Source organism: Altererythrobacter sp. GH1-8, assembly GCF_043702085.1.
Lineage (GTDB): Bacteria > Pseudomonadota > Alphaproteobacteria > Sphingomonadales > Sphingomonadaceae > Erythrobacter.
In genome coordinates this window covers 436438-453311 of sequence record NZ_CP171690.1, presented here as the reverse complement: position 1 = coordinate 453311, position 16874 = coordinate 436438, and the positions used below count along the sequence as shown (strand labels likewise).

12 protein-coding genes are annotated in these 16874 nt (G+C 58.5%); 2 read left to right on the top strand and 10 right to left on the bottom strand.

Annotated features, from left to right (window positions below):
- Nucleotides 1-32: 32 nt before the first annotated feature.
- The 10 genes from ACG9DO_RS02175 to ACG9DO_RS02130 form a co-directional block, all read right to left on the bottom strand.
- Complete coding sequence (locus tag ACG9DO_RS02175; protein WP_394730088.1) at nt 33-1190, bottom strand: serine hydrolase domain-containing protein; 1158 nt, start codon at nt 1188-1190, stop codon at nt 33-35.
- Between the two features lie 141 nt (nt 1191-1331).
- On the bottom strand, nt 1332-3695 hold the full coding sequence (locus tag ACG9DO_RS02170; protein ID WP_394730087.1) for a TonB-dependent receptor: 2364 nt from the start codon (nt 3693-3695) through the stop codon (nt 1332-1334).
- 263 nt (nt 3696-3958) lie between these two features.
- Complete coding sequence (locus tag ACG9DO_RS02165; protein ID WP_394730086.1) at nt 3959-4717, bottom strand: LytTR family DNA-binding domain-containing protein; 759 nt, start codon at nt 4715-4717, stop codon at nt 3959-3961.
- Nucleotides 4718-5333: 616 nt separating this feature from the next.
- On the bottom strand, nt 5334-6062 hold the full coding sequence (locus ACG9DO_RS02160; RefSeq protein ID WP_394730085.1) for a hypothetical protein: 729 nt from the start codon (nt 6060-6062) through the stop codon (nt 5334-5336).
- Between the two features lie 122 nt (nt 6063-6184).
- Nucleotides 6185-7246, bottom strand: coding sequence for a nitrilase-related carbon-nitrogen hydrolase (locus ACG9DO_RS02155; RefSeq protein WP_394730084.1), 1062 nt, complete (start codon nt 7244-7246; stop codon nt 6185-6187).
- 95 nt (nt 7247-7341) lie between these two features.
- A complete protein-coding gene (locus tag ACG9DO_RS02150; protein WP_394730083.1) occupies nt 7342-8895 on the bottom strand; it encodes an FAD-binding oxidoreductase in 1554 nt (517 codons plus the stop codon).
- A complete protein-coding gene (locus ACG9DO_RS02145) occupies nt 8892-10169 on the bottom strand; it encodes an MFS transporter (protein WP_394730082.1) in 1278 nt (425 codons plus the stop codon). Before ACG9DO_RS02145 ends, ACG9DO_RS02150 begins: the two co-directional genes overlap by 4 nt.
- The gene (locus tag ACG9DO_RS02140) at nt 10166-11374 is read right to left on the bottom strand and encodes a serine hydrolase domain-containing protein (protein ID WP_394730081.1); all 1209 of its coding nucleotides are present in this window, start codon (nt 11372-11374) and stop codon (nt 10166-10168) included. The genes ACG9DO_RS02145 and ACG9DO_RS02140 overlap by 4 nt, the downstream gene beginning before the upstream one ends.
- Nucleotides 11364-12422, bottom strand: coding sequence for a VOC family protein (locus ACG9DO_RS02135; protein WP_394730080.1), 1059 nt, complete (start codon nt 12420-12422; stop codon nt 11364-11366). Before ACG9DO_RS02135 ends, ACG9DO_RS02140 begins: the two co-directional genes overlap by 11 nt.
- On the bottom strand, nt 12422-15040 hold the full coding sequence (locus tag ACG9DO_RS02130; RefSeq protein ID WP_394730079.1) for a TonB-dependent receptor: 2619 nt from the start codon (nt 15038-15040) through the stop codon (nt 12422-12424). Before ACG9DO_RS02130 ends, ACG9DO_RS02135 begins: the two co-directional genes overlap by 1 nt.
- Before the next feature lie 216 nt (nt 15041-15256).
- On the opposite strand from ACG9DO_RS02130, the gene ACG9DO_RS02125 reads away from it, so the two are divergent.
- Together ACG9DO_RS02125 and ACG9DO_RS02120 are read left to right on the top strand one after the other, a co-directional pair.
- Nucleotides 15257-15940, top strand: coding sequence for a hypothetical protein (locus ACG9DO_RS02125; RefSeq protein WP_394730078.1), 684 nt, complete (start codon nt 15257-15259; stop codon nt 15938-15940).
- A gap of 114 nt (nt 15941-16054) precedes the next feature.
- Entirely contained in the window at nt 16055-16870 is an 816-nt protein-coding gene (locus ACG9DO_RS02120) for an HpcH/HpaI aldolase/citrate lyase family protein (protein WP_394730077.1), read from the top strand.
- Nucleotides 16871-16874 lie beyond the last annotated feature (4 nt).

Below are 16874 nucleotides of genomic sequence, written 5' to 3'. Positions count from 1 at the left end.
CCAAGATTGAGCGCCGAGCTACTCTCAATTTCCTACTCCTCCATTCCGCGGATCGCCATGTTGACAAGCGCTGATCCGTCCCAGTCATCGACTGAGATTCCATGCCGAAAAATCACAAGATCATGGGAAGGTGACATGTAGAGCACACGAAAACCGCCCCCTTCGATGATGCGCACATCATCTGTAAGATATGGCTCTGACATGGGGATGACGCCGGGTTGGCCAGAGTAATAAGTTCGCAAGGGATCAAAAGGTGTCCCAAGCCACAGGCCCATTCCATGGTTCGGGTTCGCAGCAGAGGGCGTTGCCATCGCCCTTGTCCAATCAGTTGGTAGCACTTGCTCACCTTCCCATTGTCCGTCACGCATCACAAGTTGACCAAGCCTTAACCAATCGCGCGGTGATGCACGCATACAGCAGATCACGCGGGCCTTCCCGCCAGGCCTATCACGTTGGAAAGTCGCATCTCGCGCGCCAATCCGCTTCCAGATACGCTCTGACAGTACCTGCTCGATAGGCTGTCTCATGGCTGCTTCCAGAACCATGGCAAGAACCTGCATGTTCTGGTCCGAGACATTGAAAACAGTGCCAGGCTGATCAGTCAGTCCAAATTCCAGAGCGGCCCGATTCACATCGCCGCAATAGAAGAGGCACATATAATCGTTTCCATGAATTTGGGTAATCGGCTTTGGCTTAGGCAGAGCAAGCCCACTGATATTTCGCGCTACCTGCTCGACCGTAATCCGACCGCGCGGATCGTCCGCCCACGCTGCAATGTACTTGCCGATCGGATCGTCGAGTGACAGGCTCCCATCAGCTAACGCGAAGCCCAGCACTAGAGGAGCCATCGAACGAGTCATGGCGCGACCGTTGGCGAGCGTTTCGCCAGTCATGCCGTTCCAGTATTGCTCAAGTACGATCTCGCCGCGATGAGCGACGATGAGCGCGTTCGACCGCTTCTCGCGCGCCCAAGTACGAATTTGCTCAAGAGCTTCGGATGAAATCGCAGGGTTGCTGGCGGCAGGGAGGAACGGCCCCGGCTCTCCCTCGATAACGGCATCGGGCCAGTAGAAATAGTGAGGTGGCTCGAAAGCATTTTTCGGCGCAGAAGTGATCCGCCAAAGATACACCGGGTCTGAAAAGCTCCAATGAGCTATCGCGATGTCGGGATCGGCAATTCCTTCCGGCATCGTTTCATAGCCGCCTGGCTCGGTCGGTCCCGAAGCGTAAACCTGTGCTCTTTGAGAGTCTGCGGAGATCACTGTTGCTTGGGCGCAGGCCGAAGCTCCGATGATAAGAGCAGTCAAAATTGCGACACGCAGCATGAGGGTTCAGAAGTCGAATCTTCCTGTCAGGCCCACAGTACGGTTCGCTCCCTTGATGGGAACGTACACCGTCTCGGTGGGAAAGAATATCGCAAATGACGAGGCCGCGTACTGCTTGTTGAACAGGTTTTTTGCCCACATGGTCAATGACCAGTTGTCACCACGGATGCCAGCCCTCGCATCCACGAGCGTTCTGCTGGGAAGAAATGCCAAGTTCACGGAATCCGCATACTGCTTCGACTTATAGCTAACATCGAGGCCGCCAAAGCCTTCAATTGCTCCACTAATCGGAGCGTTAAAATCAGCCCCCAGCAAGCCCTGGACCTTGGACTGACGTTCAAGCTGGTTGCCACCGACGTCGCCATCTGCAGGGCATGCAACATCGTCGCAGAAGCCGATATCGCGCAACCGAGTATCAATCACCCCGTCGTCATACTTGGCATCGTTGTAAGAGAAACCAGCACGAAGGTTGATATTCGGATTGACCGCAAAAACTGTGTCGATCTCGAAGCCCTTGACGCTGGATTTGCCGGCATTGCCGATGAGAGCCGGTCCTGTAATTCCCGGAGGGGAGCCAGGCGCTGGCGTGCCGGTGACAGAAACCTGCCGGTTATTCCAATCAATGTAGAACAGTGCCGCGTTTAACGTTATTGCTCCATTTGCGAACGTATTCTTAGTGCCGATTTCATAAGTCCAATTGTTATCAGGATCGAAAGTCTTTTCTTCTTCGACAAAGGCGGCACCGTTGAAGCCGCCGGCCTTTTTGCCATTCGCAACGCTTATGTAGAGCATGCTGTCTTCGCTAACACGGTAATCAGCGGTAAAGCGCGGCGTGAACTGCTTCCAATCGCCATCTTGGACCGAAACCGTCGGGTTAAAGGTAGTCGGGCCGCTGGTGACCGTCTTATCCTCCCACTGGTAGCGCGCCTCGACGCCGAGGCGCAGCTGGTCAATCACCTCCCAGTTGATACGGCCAAAGATTGCCTTGGTCTTCACTATTGATCTCACCCTTGTCAGGGTTATGAAGTCTGGACTGGATAAGTCATAAGGCTGGGTATCGAGAAGTGGCAGTCCGAACGACAGCGGGAATGTGTCGAAATCGTTCAGCCTCGAGTAGATGCCGCCGATCATGACATTCAGCCCACCGGTCGGTGAATATTCCGCGCGCATCTCATGTGACCAGTACTTCACATCGCCGACGGGGGAGATCTGGAACTGATTGCCTAAGACTGTCGGGTTGAAGGGGTTGAATGTGCCGAGGACCGGGTCGGTGTCGCTCGATCCACCGGAAATGGCATCGGATTTGACGTAGCCATAATCATAGGAAAAGGTCAGGTCATCGGCGGCCTCCCAATCGGCCTGGCCGACCAAGATGGTGCTCTTGGATTCGAGCCCGATATTGCGCGGATCTACATTGGCCACCGACGGTTCGGCGCCGCCGGGCAGCGGCTGGAACCGGAATGGCAGTTCACCACAGAAGAATGCCGGATTGCCGCCTAAGATCGCGCCGCAGTTGGTGGCACCGATTGCATCGCCATCGGAACGCTTGCGCTGAATGACAGCTGGCGATTCCACAAGCGTATCAAAATGGTAGGCCCCGAAATCAAGACTAAGAGTCTCGGTCGGCGTGAACACAAGACGACCTTGAAACGACTTGTTTTCCCAGCCACCCAATCGTCCTGGCGATCCTGGCGAAATGTCGATGTCGGCATTGGGGTGACCGTTGAGCTGATCGCCGTCAAAGGTGCTATAACCTGCGCCAATCTGTATGAAGAGTTTGTCCTCGACAAGAGGGCCACCGACTTCTGCGATGGCATCGAGCCGCTCGTAAATGCCGACCGTTCCTTCGACAGAACCACGCCATTCATTGCCTGGCCTTCTTGAGACGTAGTTGATTGCGCCCGAAAACGCATTTCTGCCATATAGCGCGCTCTGTGGCCCTTTGACCACTTCGACGCGCTCTAGGCCAATTACACCCGGATTGATGACATAACTGCGCGGAAGATAAATGCCGTCGAAGAAGGTCGAAACATTTTGGTCGAGGTCAGTGATGCGTTGCTGCGAAGCGCCGCGAATTACCGGCGTGCCCGCGCTGCCGAGATAGGCTTCGAAGTTGAGGCCGGGAGTGAATTTTGAAATGTCGTTTAAATCGCGGACTTGCCGTTCACGGATATCCTCTGAGTTGAATGCCGCTATGGCCAATGGGACGTCCTGAAGCCGCTCTTCCGTCTTACGAGCCGTGACTATAATGACATTCCCGCTTGTTTGGGCACTCTCGTCCTCCGCTGCGGCGTCCTGCTGTGCGAAGGCTGGACTTGCGATTGCCAGCGAGGCGGCACTTCCCAACGCTGTGGTACGAAATTTCCTCATAATTTTGACCTCCTACCCGAGCGGCTCCAGCCGCTTCCCATTTCTCAGATTACCCTTCTTCGGGTGCCAAGCTCATTCCGGATAGATACTTCTGACCTACCCCTAACAAAGAAATTATGTCAGGAGATTTCAGGATGTTTCGCGTTAAAAACTCTCAACCGCAGTGCGAGAATTTTTCCGTTTAAGAAGCATCAATCTGCATCATTGATCGCTAATTGAGCGTTGAAGAAGCATGATTGCGCAAACCCAGTATCGATCAACCCCTAATTCTGGTCCGATTTTCTCGCATCAATGATTGCCTGCACTTTGGGTAAATGGGCTTGGCTGACCGGAACTGTCATGCCATTTGGAAGATCGAGTTGGCGTAAGCGCCCCTTACCGCTTAGTCTTGTGATCGCATTCTTGGCCACCCAATAGGAACGGTGCACTCTTAGGCCAATCCCAAGCCTCTCCATCTCTCTGGCCGCATCTCCAAAGCGATAGAGCACTTTGCTCTCGCCACCTTGGGAGTAGACATCAACATAATGCTCGCTGGCTGCCATAGCGATAATGTCTCGCCGCAAATGCTTGGGCACCCTTTCAAGAAATATGGATCTTTCGGCATCGGCGCTGCCACTCCGCGCATCGGCTACGCTTCGGCTTGCAAGGAATGGGAAGAAAAGCACATCCTTTGAACCCCACTCGTAAACGAAATGTAGGGCAATCCAGATTGGCAGAAAACTCATCCCGCTAGGCGTGGCGATGAAAAATAGCGTCCCTTCAATGTACCCGACGCCTTCACTCGACATCCGTTCGGCCAGAACCGGAAACACTCCGGAGATAAGCCAAGTGTAAGAAGCAGTATAGAGAAATCCAAGACCTAGCGCCGCTACCCCACCACAAAATAAAGCAATAGCGGGCGGCCAAGCCGTAATACGCAGGCCCGAGAGAGTTAAATAAGTAAGCAGTGCGGCCAGCAGATAGAATGGTAGATTAAAGCTCGTGATGAGCAGGATCGACATCCAAATACTGAAATCGATCACTATCAGATTTCCTCGCACACCAAGGAAAATTGAAAGCGCAAGCGGAAAGGCTAAGTATAGAATGAAAAATCGCTTAATGGGCAAGCCCACTAACCGGTCTCTCTGAAGATCGAAGAAAGGACATTGCATGCTAGGCACACCTTCGGACGAGCAGTCTAAACCCACGCTTTGTGTACTACGATCACAATCGGTTGCGCAAACCGGGTTGGTTCGAGCTTACATCGTGATGCAAATCGAAGAAGCCTGGCTCTAATGGCCAAGCAGTCGAATAAGTCGTCACCTGGTCGATTTTGGGGCCACATGATAGTTTGGATGTTACTCACGTAGGTAATCTTCTCGACAGTGACATATTTCAAAATTAAGCAAACTCGCTTCCGAGGGACAAGCAATATCGACGGCGTCCAAGCGACCCTCTTCTTTGCAAATTGCCACACGCGCCGAGGAAATCGCGGGCGCAGCAATCGTGGACGCGCAACGCCTCCGAACCACAGTACCGATTGGTCCTTGCAAGCCCCGTGAATTTGAAAGTTCAATACCGTTCGCGGAGTTGAGCGCAGCTATTGCTAAAGCCAAAAGACCGCTTTCCACCCAGTTTCAGACGTGAAGTCTGACTCCCTCACCCCCGCTCCAGTTCGACCAGTTCGTAGCGGTTCATCATATACCCGTCGATTGAGCCGTAGACGAGCACTGCGTCCTCGTCTGCCGTCACCCACATGTCGTAATCGGGGTGCTTCTTGCCGCCCATCCCATCATCGCTGTCATCGACGAAGCGGAAGTGGTGGCAGGCGAAAGTGCCCGCTTCGCAGCTCTTTTCTTCCTCGCCGACATATTCGAGCGTCATTTCGACCACGGAAATCTTCGGCGGAGATGCGCCGCGATGATCGGGTGAGGGGAGGAAAGTGCGGATCTTGCGACGGTGCGGGCCTTTGCCGGTGTCCATGATCTTCGTCAGGAACCCGTCGCCCACGATCGGGTGCGTGCCGAAGCCGTCGAACGGCCCTTCCGCATCGCGCACTTCCGAATTGCGGCCAATCGAGGGGCCGTAACTCTCGCAGATGATCTGGGCATTTTCCGCGTCGTTGCGCATCCAGCCCGAACCGCAGAATTCATCGCCCAGCGTGATGTGCACCAGCAGGTTCTGCGGGACCATATTGGGCCCGATGTGATAGGTGATGTCACGCAGGACAGTCGGGTCCGGCTCCTCGATCTCGCACTGCGCGCGCATGATCACCGAGCCATCGGCGTGGTGCGAGAAGTTGAACCACTCGCGCCCGCGCTCCTGCCCCATCATTTCCGGCTTGACCGAGGTGTAGCGGAGCTTCCCGCGAACGTTCCTGTGCTTCATGTGATCCTCTCTTCGAATTCGTCATTGCGAGGAGCGTGAGCGACGAAGCAATCCAGCGACCGCCCCTGGATTGCCGCGCTCCCGTTGGTCGCTCGCAATGACTCTTGATAGCGAGCCATGCTCTAAATGATCCCGGCCTTATCCAGTCGCTCGATCACGCGTTCCTGCGCACGCTTGAAATAGTCGCGTTCGGGGATCGCGGGCTTGCCGTCCGCCATCATCCCGTCAGCCCCGTGGAAGTTCTCCGCCGCCGCCGCATAGGCCTCTGCCCACAAAGCCGGGCGTTGCCGCGCGAGATAGTTCGTCATCGCCGGCGTGCGGCGCGCTTCGCGAAGGGCGCGCAGGTCGATGTTGGCGAACGCTGTGAAGGTCTCGCCATCGCCCGATTGCGCGATGACGCGGCCCTTGAAATCGACCACCTGGCTGTTCCCCTCCGCACTGCTGAGCGGCATCGCCGTGCCGGAAATCCCTGCGGTGTTGGCGGAGACGACATAGGCGAGGTTTTCGAAGGCGCGCGCCTGTTTTGCCACGTCCTTATTGGTCGCGATCGGGCTGCCGACTTCGGAGGAGGAATGGCAGAACAGCTCTGCCCCGCGCAAAGCGAGCGCGCGCGCGATCTCGGGATAGAGGATTTCTTCGGACGCAATCGCGGCGAGATTGCCGATTTCGGTCTTGGCGACGGGGAACACCGCCTCCAGCCCATATGTGTCGAGATATTTCTCCCACACATCGTGCGGGCTCGGTGCGAACATGGAGATCAAGCGGCGGTAACGCAGCACCGTGTCGCCATTCGGCGCAACCACAAAGCTCGTCTGGAAATAGAAATCGGGGAACGCTGCGTCGCTCTCATACGCATTGCCGGCGATGAACATACCGAGTTTCTGCGCCAGCGTGCCGAGCGCTTCGTATTCCGGACCGCCTGCCGCCCAGCCGACGCGTCTCGCAAAGTCCGGGATCGAAATCCGCCCCGGATAGGAGGTGAAGAGATATTCCGGCAGCACCGCGAGCTTCACCGGCTTGCCCGCATATTGCGTGACGAAGATCGCGCTGGTGCGGATCGGCCCTTCCAGTTCCGCGATGTGATCGAGCATCGCTTGGCGAGCGGCCGCTTCGTCGGGCAGTCGCTCCAGCGAGCGTGCAGTCAGCTGCATGGCGATGGCGGAATAGGTGGCTGTGTCTGTCACATCATCTTCCTGTCTGGCCGAAAGAGGCGCAGCGCTCGCAAGGGCCGTGCAAAGCCCTGCTGCCATCGCTCGCCTCCGGTCGGCTTCCCACACGCTTAAAGCCCAAGCGATCCTGGATTCATCAGCCCGCGCGGATCGACCTTTTGCTTGACCGATTTCAGAAGTGCATTTGCCGCCGGGTCAAGGCTGTCACGATAGCGATAGGCGCGTCCGATCTGGAAATGCACCGCCTTGTGTTCGAAGAACAGGTCCACCAGCGCCTGTTTTAGCTTCTGCGTCAGCGCCCAGCTTTCCGCGTTGGCCTCCAGCACTGGCAGGCGCTTCAGATGCGCGTCTTCCACCGTGTCGCGGATCAGCGGATTGCTCGCATCGGGCCAGTAGATGCATGGCTCGATAATCACGCCCTGCCCGCCGACATTGGCCACCAGAGTTCCGATATGGAGGCCGAGCCTGTCCATCTCCGCGCGGTGTGTGTCGAACAGCGCGTTGATCGCGTCGTAGCAGCCCTGCGCCTTGCTGTGCGGCAGCAGGCCGTGGATCGGCGCCCAGCGCTCGCCATCCGGGCCGAGCATCGAGTTCAGGGGCCCAAACGGATTGGCGCGGACGATCTTGGGGATGGTGTTCTCGACCTCGCGCCCGCCATTCTGCTTCGCGATTGCGCGCGCGGCCTCGATGTCGGCATCAGCAGCAGCCTGAATGCGGCCTTCGGTCAGAACGTGGAGGGAAAACTTCGCGTCTTTGAGGAAATCGCGTCCGGCCAGCGCGACCTTCGCGCCCTCTTTCAGACCTTTCAGCAGCCCGCCCTGCTGCCTCATCATGCCGACAAGCTGCTTGGCATCGCTGGCAAGGCTCTCACGCTTCATTCTGAGCGCGTTCAGGTTCGGGTCGAAGCCAAAGCATTCAGTGGCGATTTCGCTGCGCTCGATTTCGGATGAAGCCGCAAGCCAGCTCGCATGATCGTCAAACACAAAGCTCGCATAGCCGTGGCATTTGGCTTCGCGCACCAAGCGCAAGGTTACCGTCGCCTTGATCCCGAGCGCGCCCGTGTCGCCGCAGAACAGGCCGGTGAGGTCCGGGCCATAAGGCCGGGTAAATTCGCTCCCCGTGCGCATGATCGTGCCATCGGCCAGCACCACTTCGAGCGACACACAGCTGAGCGCCGCGGTGCCATGCTTGCTGGAGCCCCAGAAGATGCCGTTCTGGCTCATCCCGCCGCCGATGCTCGCCTTGAGGCCTGAAAGTGTTCCCCACATGGGCGTGCGCAGGCCCCTGGGCTTCAGCGCTTCGTACAGCGTTGCCCAGGTGCAGCCGGCCTCGACCGTGACGGTCATGTCCGCTTCGTTGATGTCGAGCACGCGGTTCATCGCGGCAAGGTCGAACAGCACGGTGCCCGGCGCATCCTGGATGTAGCCGCTGGTGTAGCTCATGCCTCCGCCGCGCGGTGCGACAGCGTGGCCGGCATCGGTTGCAGCCTTTACCGCTGCGGCGAGCTGCTCCTTGCTTTTCGGCCGTACGACCGCGGCAAGATCAGCCCCGCGCGTGTAGATGTCATGTGCGAAGAAATCGAGCGAGTCCGGGTCGTCGATAACTTCAGCGCCGCTGCGCCTGAGATTGTCGATGAGGGTTGGTTCAGCAAGAGTTGCCATCATGCAAGCTCCGGTTGGGGGTGGATTTTCGACGAGTCCTTCGAGAAGGTCGGATAGGCTCCGAGGAACAAGAGCAGGACCGCTCCCATCGGGAACATGATCATCGCGGCAAACAGCATGCCGTCGTAATTGCCGGTCGCATCGCGAACCCATCCGTAAAGGGTGGGGGAGATCGCCGAGCAGACACCAAAGGGCAGGTACAGCATGCCGTAGATCTTGCCGTAATGCGCCATCCCGAAATAGCGTCCTGCAAGGAACGCGATTAGGTCGCTTTCTGCACCCGCTGCAAAACCGAGCATGAAGGCTGCAAAATAGATCACCACCGCGTCAGTCGATGTGCCCATCAGCATAAAGCAGGCGATCGCCGGGACCACCAGGATCGGGACGCACACCAGCGGCGCCCAGAAACGGTCCAGAAGGAAACCCGTAATCAGACGGCCTGAAAGCAGGGCAATGCCGATCATACCCATGATCGAAGCGCCATCCTCTGTGGTCAGCCCGTGCTGCTTGATGATCTCGGGCATGTGGATATGCGCGCCGCCATAAGCGACCGAAATCAGGACGATGGATGCGAAGATGATCCAGAAGCGGACACCGCGCATGGCTTGTGTGAGAGAGACACCGGTCAAGTCCCCGCCATCGCGGATTTCTGCCGGCATTTCTTCACTCCGCGGTTCACGGAAAAAGATCAGGGCAAAGGGGATGGAGATCAGCAAGGGTAGCAAGGCGACCGTGGGGAACATGCCGCGCCAGCCAAATTCCTCGATCGACCAGACTGCGATCCGCGGAACGACCAGTGCCGCAAGGCTCGTGCCGAGCAACATGATGCCCAGCGCAAGTCCCCGGTTCTTGAAAAACCACAGGTTGATGGCGCGGCTCCAGCCTACCGGGGTCGAGCCGATGCTGACAAACCCCATCAGGAACCACAGGAAGTAAAAGCCGATGATAGAGGCTGGCGCAATGCCGAGTGCTGCAAATGTGAGACCGAATGCAAAGGATGATCCGATCGCGACTTTACGCACGCCGTATTTGTCCGCCATCCAGCCAAACACTGGCGCAAGCAGCGCTCCGGTGATGCCATAGAACATCAGCGAAGCGCTGATCTGGCCATAGCCCCACCCCGTTTCCTGGTGGATCGGTTCAAGGACAAAGCCGAACGTGTTGAAGGGGATTGGCGAAGCACCGCAGGCGACGCCGATCAGCGCCGCCAGCAAGACTTTCCAGCCCATCGCAAATTCACCGCGCTGCTCTGTCGCCGATGGTGTTGTCGTGCTCACTCAATCACTCCTTTTGTGGCGCTTGACCCCCACCATATCACATTGGGAAGCACCGCATCGTCCCATGCCTCCGGCCAATCTCTCGCTGCGCGGATAATGACGAGGCCCTTGTCCGGCATCACATAAGTCCGCTGGCCGCCATGGCCGTGCAGCATAATGACCTGGGGTGCAGCAAAGGCTTCACTCTGCCACGGGATCAGGGGCACGCCCGGCGGGCGTTCTCCGCCGATGTTCTGGTTGCCGACCCAGACCTGGTAGCCATATCCCTTGTAGCCGGGTGAGGGCGCGATCATTTCAGCAAGCCACTCAACCGGAACAATGCCGCGTGCGCCGACCTTTTCCGCAGCAAGGAAAAGCCCCCCGATCCGCACCCAGTCAATCGGGCGCGACAGGACACAGCAGCTCGACAGCACCATCCCGCCTTCGCGGTCGAGCGGCATCTTGGCATGGGCAAGGCCGAGCGGTTGCCAGATGCGTTCCGATAGCAGCGTCTCGTAATCCTTGCCGCTGGCACGTTCGAGCACCATGCCAATCAACTGGTTGACCTGGTTGTTGTAGTCGAAAGTTTCGCCTGATGGGCCGATCTGCCGGAGGGTCAGGAGCCGGTCGGTGAAATCGCTGCCCAGCGAATGTCGCACGATCGGATTATCGCGCGTGACCTGATAGCCATAGCCATCATCGCCTTGCTCTAGCCCGCTCGCCATCCACAGCATGTGGCGCAAGGGAATTTGCCCGCGCGGATCGTCTGCCCATTCGGCAATGTAAGTGCTGATCGGCTCCTCAACGCTCGCGATCTCGCCGCGCGCAATGGCGGTTCCGACCAGCATCGCGGTGAGGGTCTTCGACATGCTTTGCGGGTTGAACAGAGTGTCGCGGCCAGAGCCTTGCCAATAGCGTTCATGCACGATCCTGCCATCGCGCGCGACGATCAGCGCAGTCGAATTCTGCGCCTTTGCCCAGGCTTCCGCCGCTACAATCGCGGTTGGCGCGATCCCGGCCTCTTCAGGTGTTGCAAGCTGATAGGCTTGCGGATCGCCAGCGACCTCGGCCACCGGATCGTACCAGTCGACCGGGATCGTAAGCGGCTGGTATCCGCCGGCTGCCAGACTCTCCCAGCGGCGTTCGAAATTCTCGTCGACGTCCTGCGCCGCGAGCGGCTGCGCGCAGCTAGCCAAACCGGCCAGGGCAAGCGCGCTAATACGCATGGTAGAATTCCGTGAGATTGCCGTCGGGATCGCGGACTGCGATAATGTCTACTTTTCCAAGTGCGGGGATTGTTACCTGGTCCGCCGCATAGGCAAAGCCTACACCCTGCTGTTGGAGAAAGCTGTAATAGTCGCCAAGCCGCTCGACCGGATAGCGTACGGAGATAATCCCGAGATTGGGCGGCGAGGCGTACGCAGAGAGATCGCGGCCAGTAAACCCTTCGAACTGCATCACTTCGATCCGGCCTGTTTCGCCCGGCAAATCCGGCTGGACGACCGCGGCGCGGCGCACCAGCGTGGTGGCAAGATTGGCGGGAACCGAAAAATTGTTGGAGCGCGGCTGGGGGTCGGTAAAGGGATAGTCGAACAACACCTTCAGGCCGAGGATATCGCGATAGAAAGCGAGGCTTGCCGGTTGATCCTTCACCATCCGCATGGTGTTGAAGGCCTGGCTCAGCCGGCCAATCGGAAAGCCAGTAAAGGGAGGGGCCTCGCGCTGGTAAAGTGCGTAATTGACCCCGTGCGGCCCTTGCACAACGACATTGACCAGGTCCGATCCGCCGAAGCTGAAGCGATAGGGCTCGCTTTCCGCCCACCAGCCGCGCGCAATTGCGGCATCATACAGCGCCTGCGTATCCTCGCTGCGCAGCATGATGGAGAAGATTCCGCCGGTGTCCCAGGGCCGCGCGGTCAGGCGGATCGGCCGTTGGTCTTCAACGCCATCGAAGCGGACGAAGCGAATGCAGCCTGTGTCAGCTTCAGCCGCGCAGATCTTGCGGAACTGCGCGGTGACTGCGGCGGGCAATCGCCAGTAATCGAGTTCGCCGCGATGGACGGGCCCTTCAGCGACGACCCGCCAGCCACCGTCCTCGATCAGCCATGCAGAGCTTGCATCGAGATCGGTGACGCTGACGACCGCTTCCGTCCATGGCGCGGCACCGAATTCGCTGGCGCGTTGAGGTGTCTCATCCGCCAAAGCGGGAGGGGCTGGCGCTGCGATCAGCGCCAGCCCCCCGATGGCCGCTTTCAACAAACGGCCGGATTGCATCAGAAGTCGAACTTGGCTCTGAGCGTCCATGTCCGCGGCGAATTCAGATAGCCGTAGTTAGCGAGTGCGGATTCGATGGCTTCTTCATCGAAGCAGTTCTTGCACTCCGCAACCAGTGACCAGCCCGCGACATTGGATAGCGTTACCGAGGCGTTCACGATCCAGCGATCGTCGCTGAATGAGCCTGACAGCGGGTCGATGAAGTCGCCCAGGCCGATGGTGTTAGCCGGATAGGTATTGCCGGAATTCGGGCCGAGAACATCGCCGTCATACAGCGTCACCTCGCTGGTGCCGACCTCGCTCTTCGAGCGCCAGCTTGCATTCATCGCAGGCGTGAAGGTGAAGTCACCGAATTCGACGTCATAGCTTCCCCCGAGAGCCACCGTCCAATCGGGCGTACGCACTGGTTCGGCCAGCTCGCCAAGCGGCGAGACAATACCAACACCACAGTCAGGCGCGTTGTCTGCACCGCTCGTATTCGGGATCAGGCCAAGAGCAAGTTGCGCCCGACAATCGCTGAGCTGTCGTCCCACGGACTTGATGCCGTATTCATCGAACGGAGCGGCATCGCTATCAAGCCGATACTTGTCATCCTGGTAACCGATTGCGGCAAACAGGTTGAACCCATCCGCCGGCGCGGCGGTCAGTTCGACTTCGATACCCTTGTTGCGATAGTCGGCGAAGTTGCGGGTGATGAAGGCAAGCGAGCCGTCAGCGCGGGTAAACGCGGATGGCGTTTGCAGACCGCCAACATCGAGCCAGAAGGCCGTGACGTTGAGTTGCAGCAGCCGATCGAACAGCGTGCTCTTGAACCCGGCCTCATAGCTCCATGCCTTTTCAGGCGCGAACGGAAGAAGCTCCGCCGGTGCGGTGCCGCGTGCGTTCCAACCACCAGACTTGAAGCCACGTGTGGCACTGGCGAACAGCAGAACATCGTCACTCACATCGTAGTTGATGGCAAAACGCGGAGTCCAGACACCGACGCTTTGCTTTGACGGAATGGCGACCGGGGCCGCCGGGCCAGTCGGATTGCCCGCCGCATCGCGCGGTGTGACATTCACTGAAAGGTTGGCAGTGTCGATGCAGGTGGAGGGGCCGAACTGGCCCGGACCAATGCACAGATTGCCGCCAAGACGGTTGCGATTGTCGCGGATGTCGAAGGTCTTCTCTTCGTCGGTATAGCGAATGCCGGCAGTCAGCGTGAGCTGATCGGTTACATTCACGTCCGCCTGGACATAACCCGCCCACGCTTCTGCTTCGTTGTTGATCACGCGGTCCGCCAGCAGCAGCGGATAACCGTCCGGAAGCGGAAAGACGATCGGGAGCGAGAAGATGTCGCCGAAGTCGGTGCGGTTCTCTTCCTTGAAGTAGTACACACCGCCCACCAGGTCGATCAGACCATCGCCGAGCGAACCGTTGAGCTTGATTTCCTGCGTGTACTGCGTGTGCTCGCCATCATTGGCGATGGTGAAGCCGCCATAGGTGAACCCGATGACCGGCGGGATCGGGTTCGAAGTGCTTGGCAGGCCGCGGCCGTCAGCAAAGTCGAGCGCGAATTTCTGCCCGATATCGACAAAGCCGCTGATGATGTTGACCGACCATTCAGGGCTCAGCTCGAATTCGAAGTTGGACGACACGAAATTCATCCGTGTCTGGTTGCCAAGGCCGAAATCATTCTTTCGACCGGTCAGCAGGTCACCCAGGAAGGCATTGGTGAAGTTGCCGTTCTCGGTCATGCCGGTAGCCACAAAGCGGCCATCGCAATCGTCAGGGATATTGAGCTCCTGCGCGGCGAGCGGATCGCAGTCGAAGTTCAGCAGGTTCGCGCTGTCGGCATAGGTGTGGATGTAGGAGCCGGTCCAGCGCGCCGTGTCAGACAGCTCGCCCCGCAGGCCCAGACGCACGCCCCAGCCATCGTTCTCGTTGGTGCGCTCGCCAGTAATGACGTTCTTGGCCCAGCCATCATCGTTCTGCCAGTAGCCCGACAGCTTGATTGCGAATGTCTCAGCCAATGGAATGTCAATCGAAGCGCGTGCCAGCTTGCGATCATAGGAACCATAGCCAATCTCGGCATAGCCAGCGACTTCATCGCCAGGCTCGGCGAGGAAGACGTTGACGGCACCACCCGTCGTGTTGCGCCCGAACAGCGTGCCTTGCGGACCGCGCAGAACCTCGACCCGTTCAACGTCGAAGAAGGAGAGGTTGTTGGCGTTCTGGCGCGAGAGATAGATGTCGTCGACATAGGTGCCGATCGGAGGGTCAAAGGTCGCGATGGATTCCGTGTTGCCGATGCCGCGCAGGTAATAGGCGTTTGCTGTCCCGAGACCGGTGTTGTTGAGACCAACCAGGTTTGGAACGAATTGCGCGACCTCCAGGGCGGTGCCGATGCCGCGTTGCTCCAGCGTTTCCTGGTTGAAGGCGCTGATCGCGATAGGAACGTCCTGAACGCTTTCCTCGCGGCGCTGTGCGGTAACGATAATGGTGCTGACGCCGCTTTGCTCTTCAGCTTCCTGCGGTGCGGCATCGTCTTGCGCCATTGCAGGCGATGCAAATGCAGCCAGAGCAAGCGCAGAGCATGTCCCAGCCAAAGCCAGTGATTTGGAACTACGAAGTGTCATGAAGAGTTTTCCTTCCCTGGAAAAGCGGCTTTTGAGTGTCTTCGGCCAGCCTTGGATGGCCAGATTCGTTATGATTTCCTGTCTTGGATAAATTTGTCCGGACAAAGGCTTGCTTGTCAAGCCAAACAATGCAATTTGCCCCGGTACAAGCAATATTATGTCGTGGTCTGCGGCGCTTGGGCAACACTGTTTCGATTCACTGCTCGAGGAGCGATTATGAGCCTTGGTGATTTAGCCTATCCCACACTGGTTTATGTGCATCTGCTGCTGTTCGTGCTGTGGCTTGGAGCTGATGTCGGAGTATTCGTGCTTGGGCAGCATTTTCGCCGGCGCGGGGACTACACGCTCGAGCAGCGGATTGCCCTGCTGAAGCTGCTGGTCGAGATCGACATGGTCCCGCGAAGCGCATGGGCGCTGATGGTTCCGCTTTCGCTGAGTGTGGTCGACATGGGCAATTGGTGGGATGTGCCCATTGTGTTGCTTGCTGGCGCCTGGATCATCGGTCTGTTCTGGCTGTGGCTAGTGTGGGATTCGCACAAGCACGACATGACGCCGCGCGCGGCCCGCAATCGCGCCATCGAAGGCTGGCTGCGTTGGCTGATCGGCGGCTTCTACCTGTGGCTGGGTGGTCAGAGCCTGCTGACCGATGGCCCGCTGATGCCTGACTGGCTCGCCTGGAAAGCGCTGATGTTCGGCTTGATCTTCGTTGCCGCGATCATGATCGATGTCAGCTTCAAGCCGGTCGGCGCTCAGCTTGCGGCAGTGATGCAGCAGGGATCAAGCGACGAGACAGAGATCCCGCTGAGGAAGACGATGGATCGGACACGGGTCTGGGTCTGGGCAGTCTATATCCTGCTGATGATCACGGCGTTTCTCGGCAATGTAAAACCGGTCTTCTGATACTAGTCTCGCCCGCATCAGGTTTCAGCCGCAATATGCCTCCATGATTGCGCGGGAGCGCTAAAGCTGCTTGTGCAATTTGCGCAGATTGGAACGAGAGGAGCTCACCCGGATATGTTCGCCGCATCAAGTCTGTTGTTCGTGCCCGGATCACGGCCGGAGCGTTTTCCCAAGGCCGCTGCAGCTGGCGCCGGGCTGGTGATCATTGACCTCGAAGATGCAGTTGGGCCAGCGGACAAGGAAACCGCGCGTGAAGCAGCCCTCAAGCAGGTGCGCGATGCAGGCGAAGGCTTCGCGATCCGCATCAATGCGGTGACTACCCCGGAAGGCATTCGCGATCTTGCTGCGCTGACGCAATCGGATGTGCTTCCAGAGACGCTCATGATCCCGATGGTGGAGAGCGAAGTCGAGCTGGACATTGTAGCGCGCGCGCTGGGCGAGCGCTGTCCGGACCTGCTTCCGCTGATCGAAACCCCGCGCGGGCTGCGCAGCGCCTTGGCGATCACAAGCCATGCCAAGGTTGCCGCGCTGATGTTCGGTGGGGCGGATTTCTCCGGTGAACTGCAAGTCGCTGTTTCGTGGGAGCCGCTCTTGGCAGCGCGCCAGGAATTGATCCTCGCTTGTGCAGAGGCGCGCAAGCCGCTGATCGATGTGCCCTATATCCATCTCGATGACGAGGACGGCTTGCGGCGCGAATGCGAACTGGCGCGCAGCATCGGGATCACCGCCAAGGCCGCGATCCATCCCAAACAGGTTCCCATGATTGAGGACGTGTTCGCGCCCACCGCTGAGCAGGTCGCAGAAGCAGAAGAAGCCTTGCGGGTTTACGAGGAAACCGGCGGCAAGGCGGTCCGCCATAAGGGCCGTATGCTCGAAGCGCCAATGATCAAGACCTATCGCGCAATCCTGGCGCGCAAGCGGAGCGGCTAGCGCA

What these genes read in the sequence shown, in the direction of transcription:
- ACG9DO_RS02175 (WP_394730088.1), bottom strand. Translation starts at nt 1,190, where the DNA reads ATGCCGGAAGGAATTGCCGATCCCGACATCGCGATAGCTCATTGGAGC.
- ACG9DO_RS02170 (WP_394730087.1), bottom strand. Translation starts at nt 3,695, where the DNA reads ATGAGGAAATTTCGTACCACAGCGTTGGGAAGTGCCGCCTCGCTGGCA.
- ACG9DO_RS02160 (WP_394730085.1), bottom strand. Translation starts at nt 6,062, where the DNA reads ATGAAGCACAGGAACGTTCGCGGGAAGCTCCGCTACACCTCGGTCAAG.
- ACG9DO_RS02150 (WP_394730083.1), bottom strand. Translation starts at nt 8,895, where the DNA reads ATGATGGCAACTCTTGCTGAACCAACCCTCATCGACAATCTCAGGCGC.
- ACG9DO_RS02140 (WP_394730081.1), bottom strand. Translation starts at nt 11,374, where the DNA reads ATGCGTATTAGCGCGCTTGCCCTGGCCGGTTTGGCTAGCTGCGCGCAG.
- ACG9DO_RS02135 (WP_394730080.1), bottom strand. Translation starts at nt 12,422, where the DNA reads ATGCAATCCGGCCGTTTGTTGAAAGCGGCCATCGGGGGGCTGGCGCTG.
- ACG9DO_RS02130 (WP_394730079.1), bottom strand. Translation starts at nt 15,040, where the DNA reads ATGACACTTCGTAGTTCCAAATCACTGGCTTTGGCTGGGACATGCTCT.
- ACG9DO_RS02125 (WP_394730078.1), top strand. Translation starts at nt 15,257, where the DNA reads ATGAGCCTTGGTGATTTAGCCTATCCCACACTGGTTTATGTGCATCTG.
- ACG9DO_RS02120 (WP_394730077.1), top strand. Translation starts at nt 16,055, where the DNA reads ATGTTCGCCGCATCAAGTCTGTTGTTCGTGCCCGGATCACGGCCGGAG.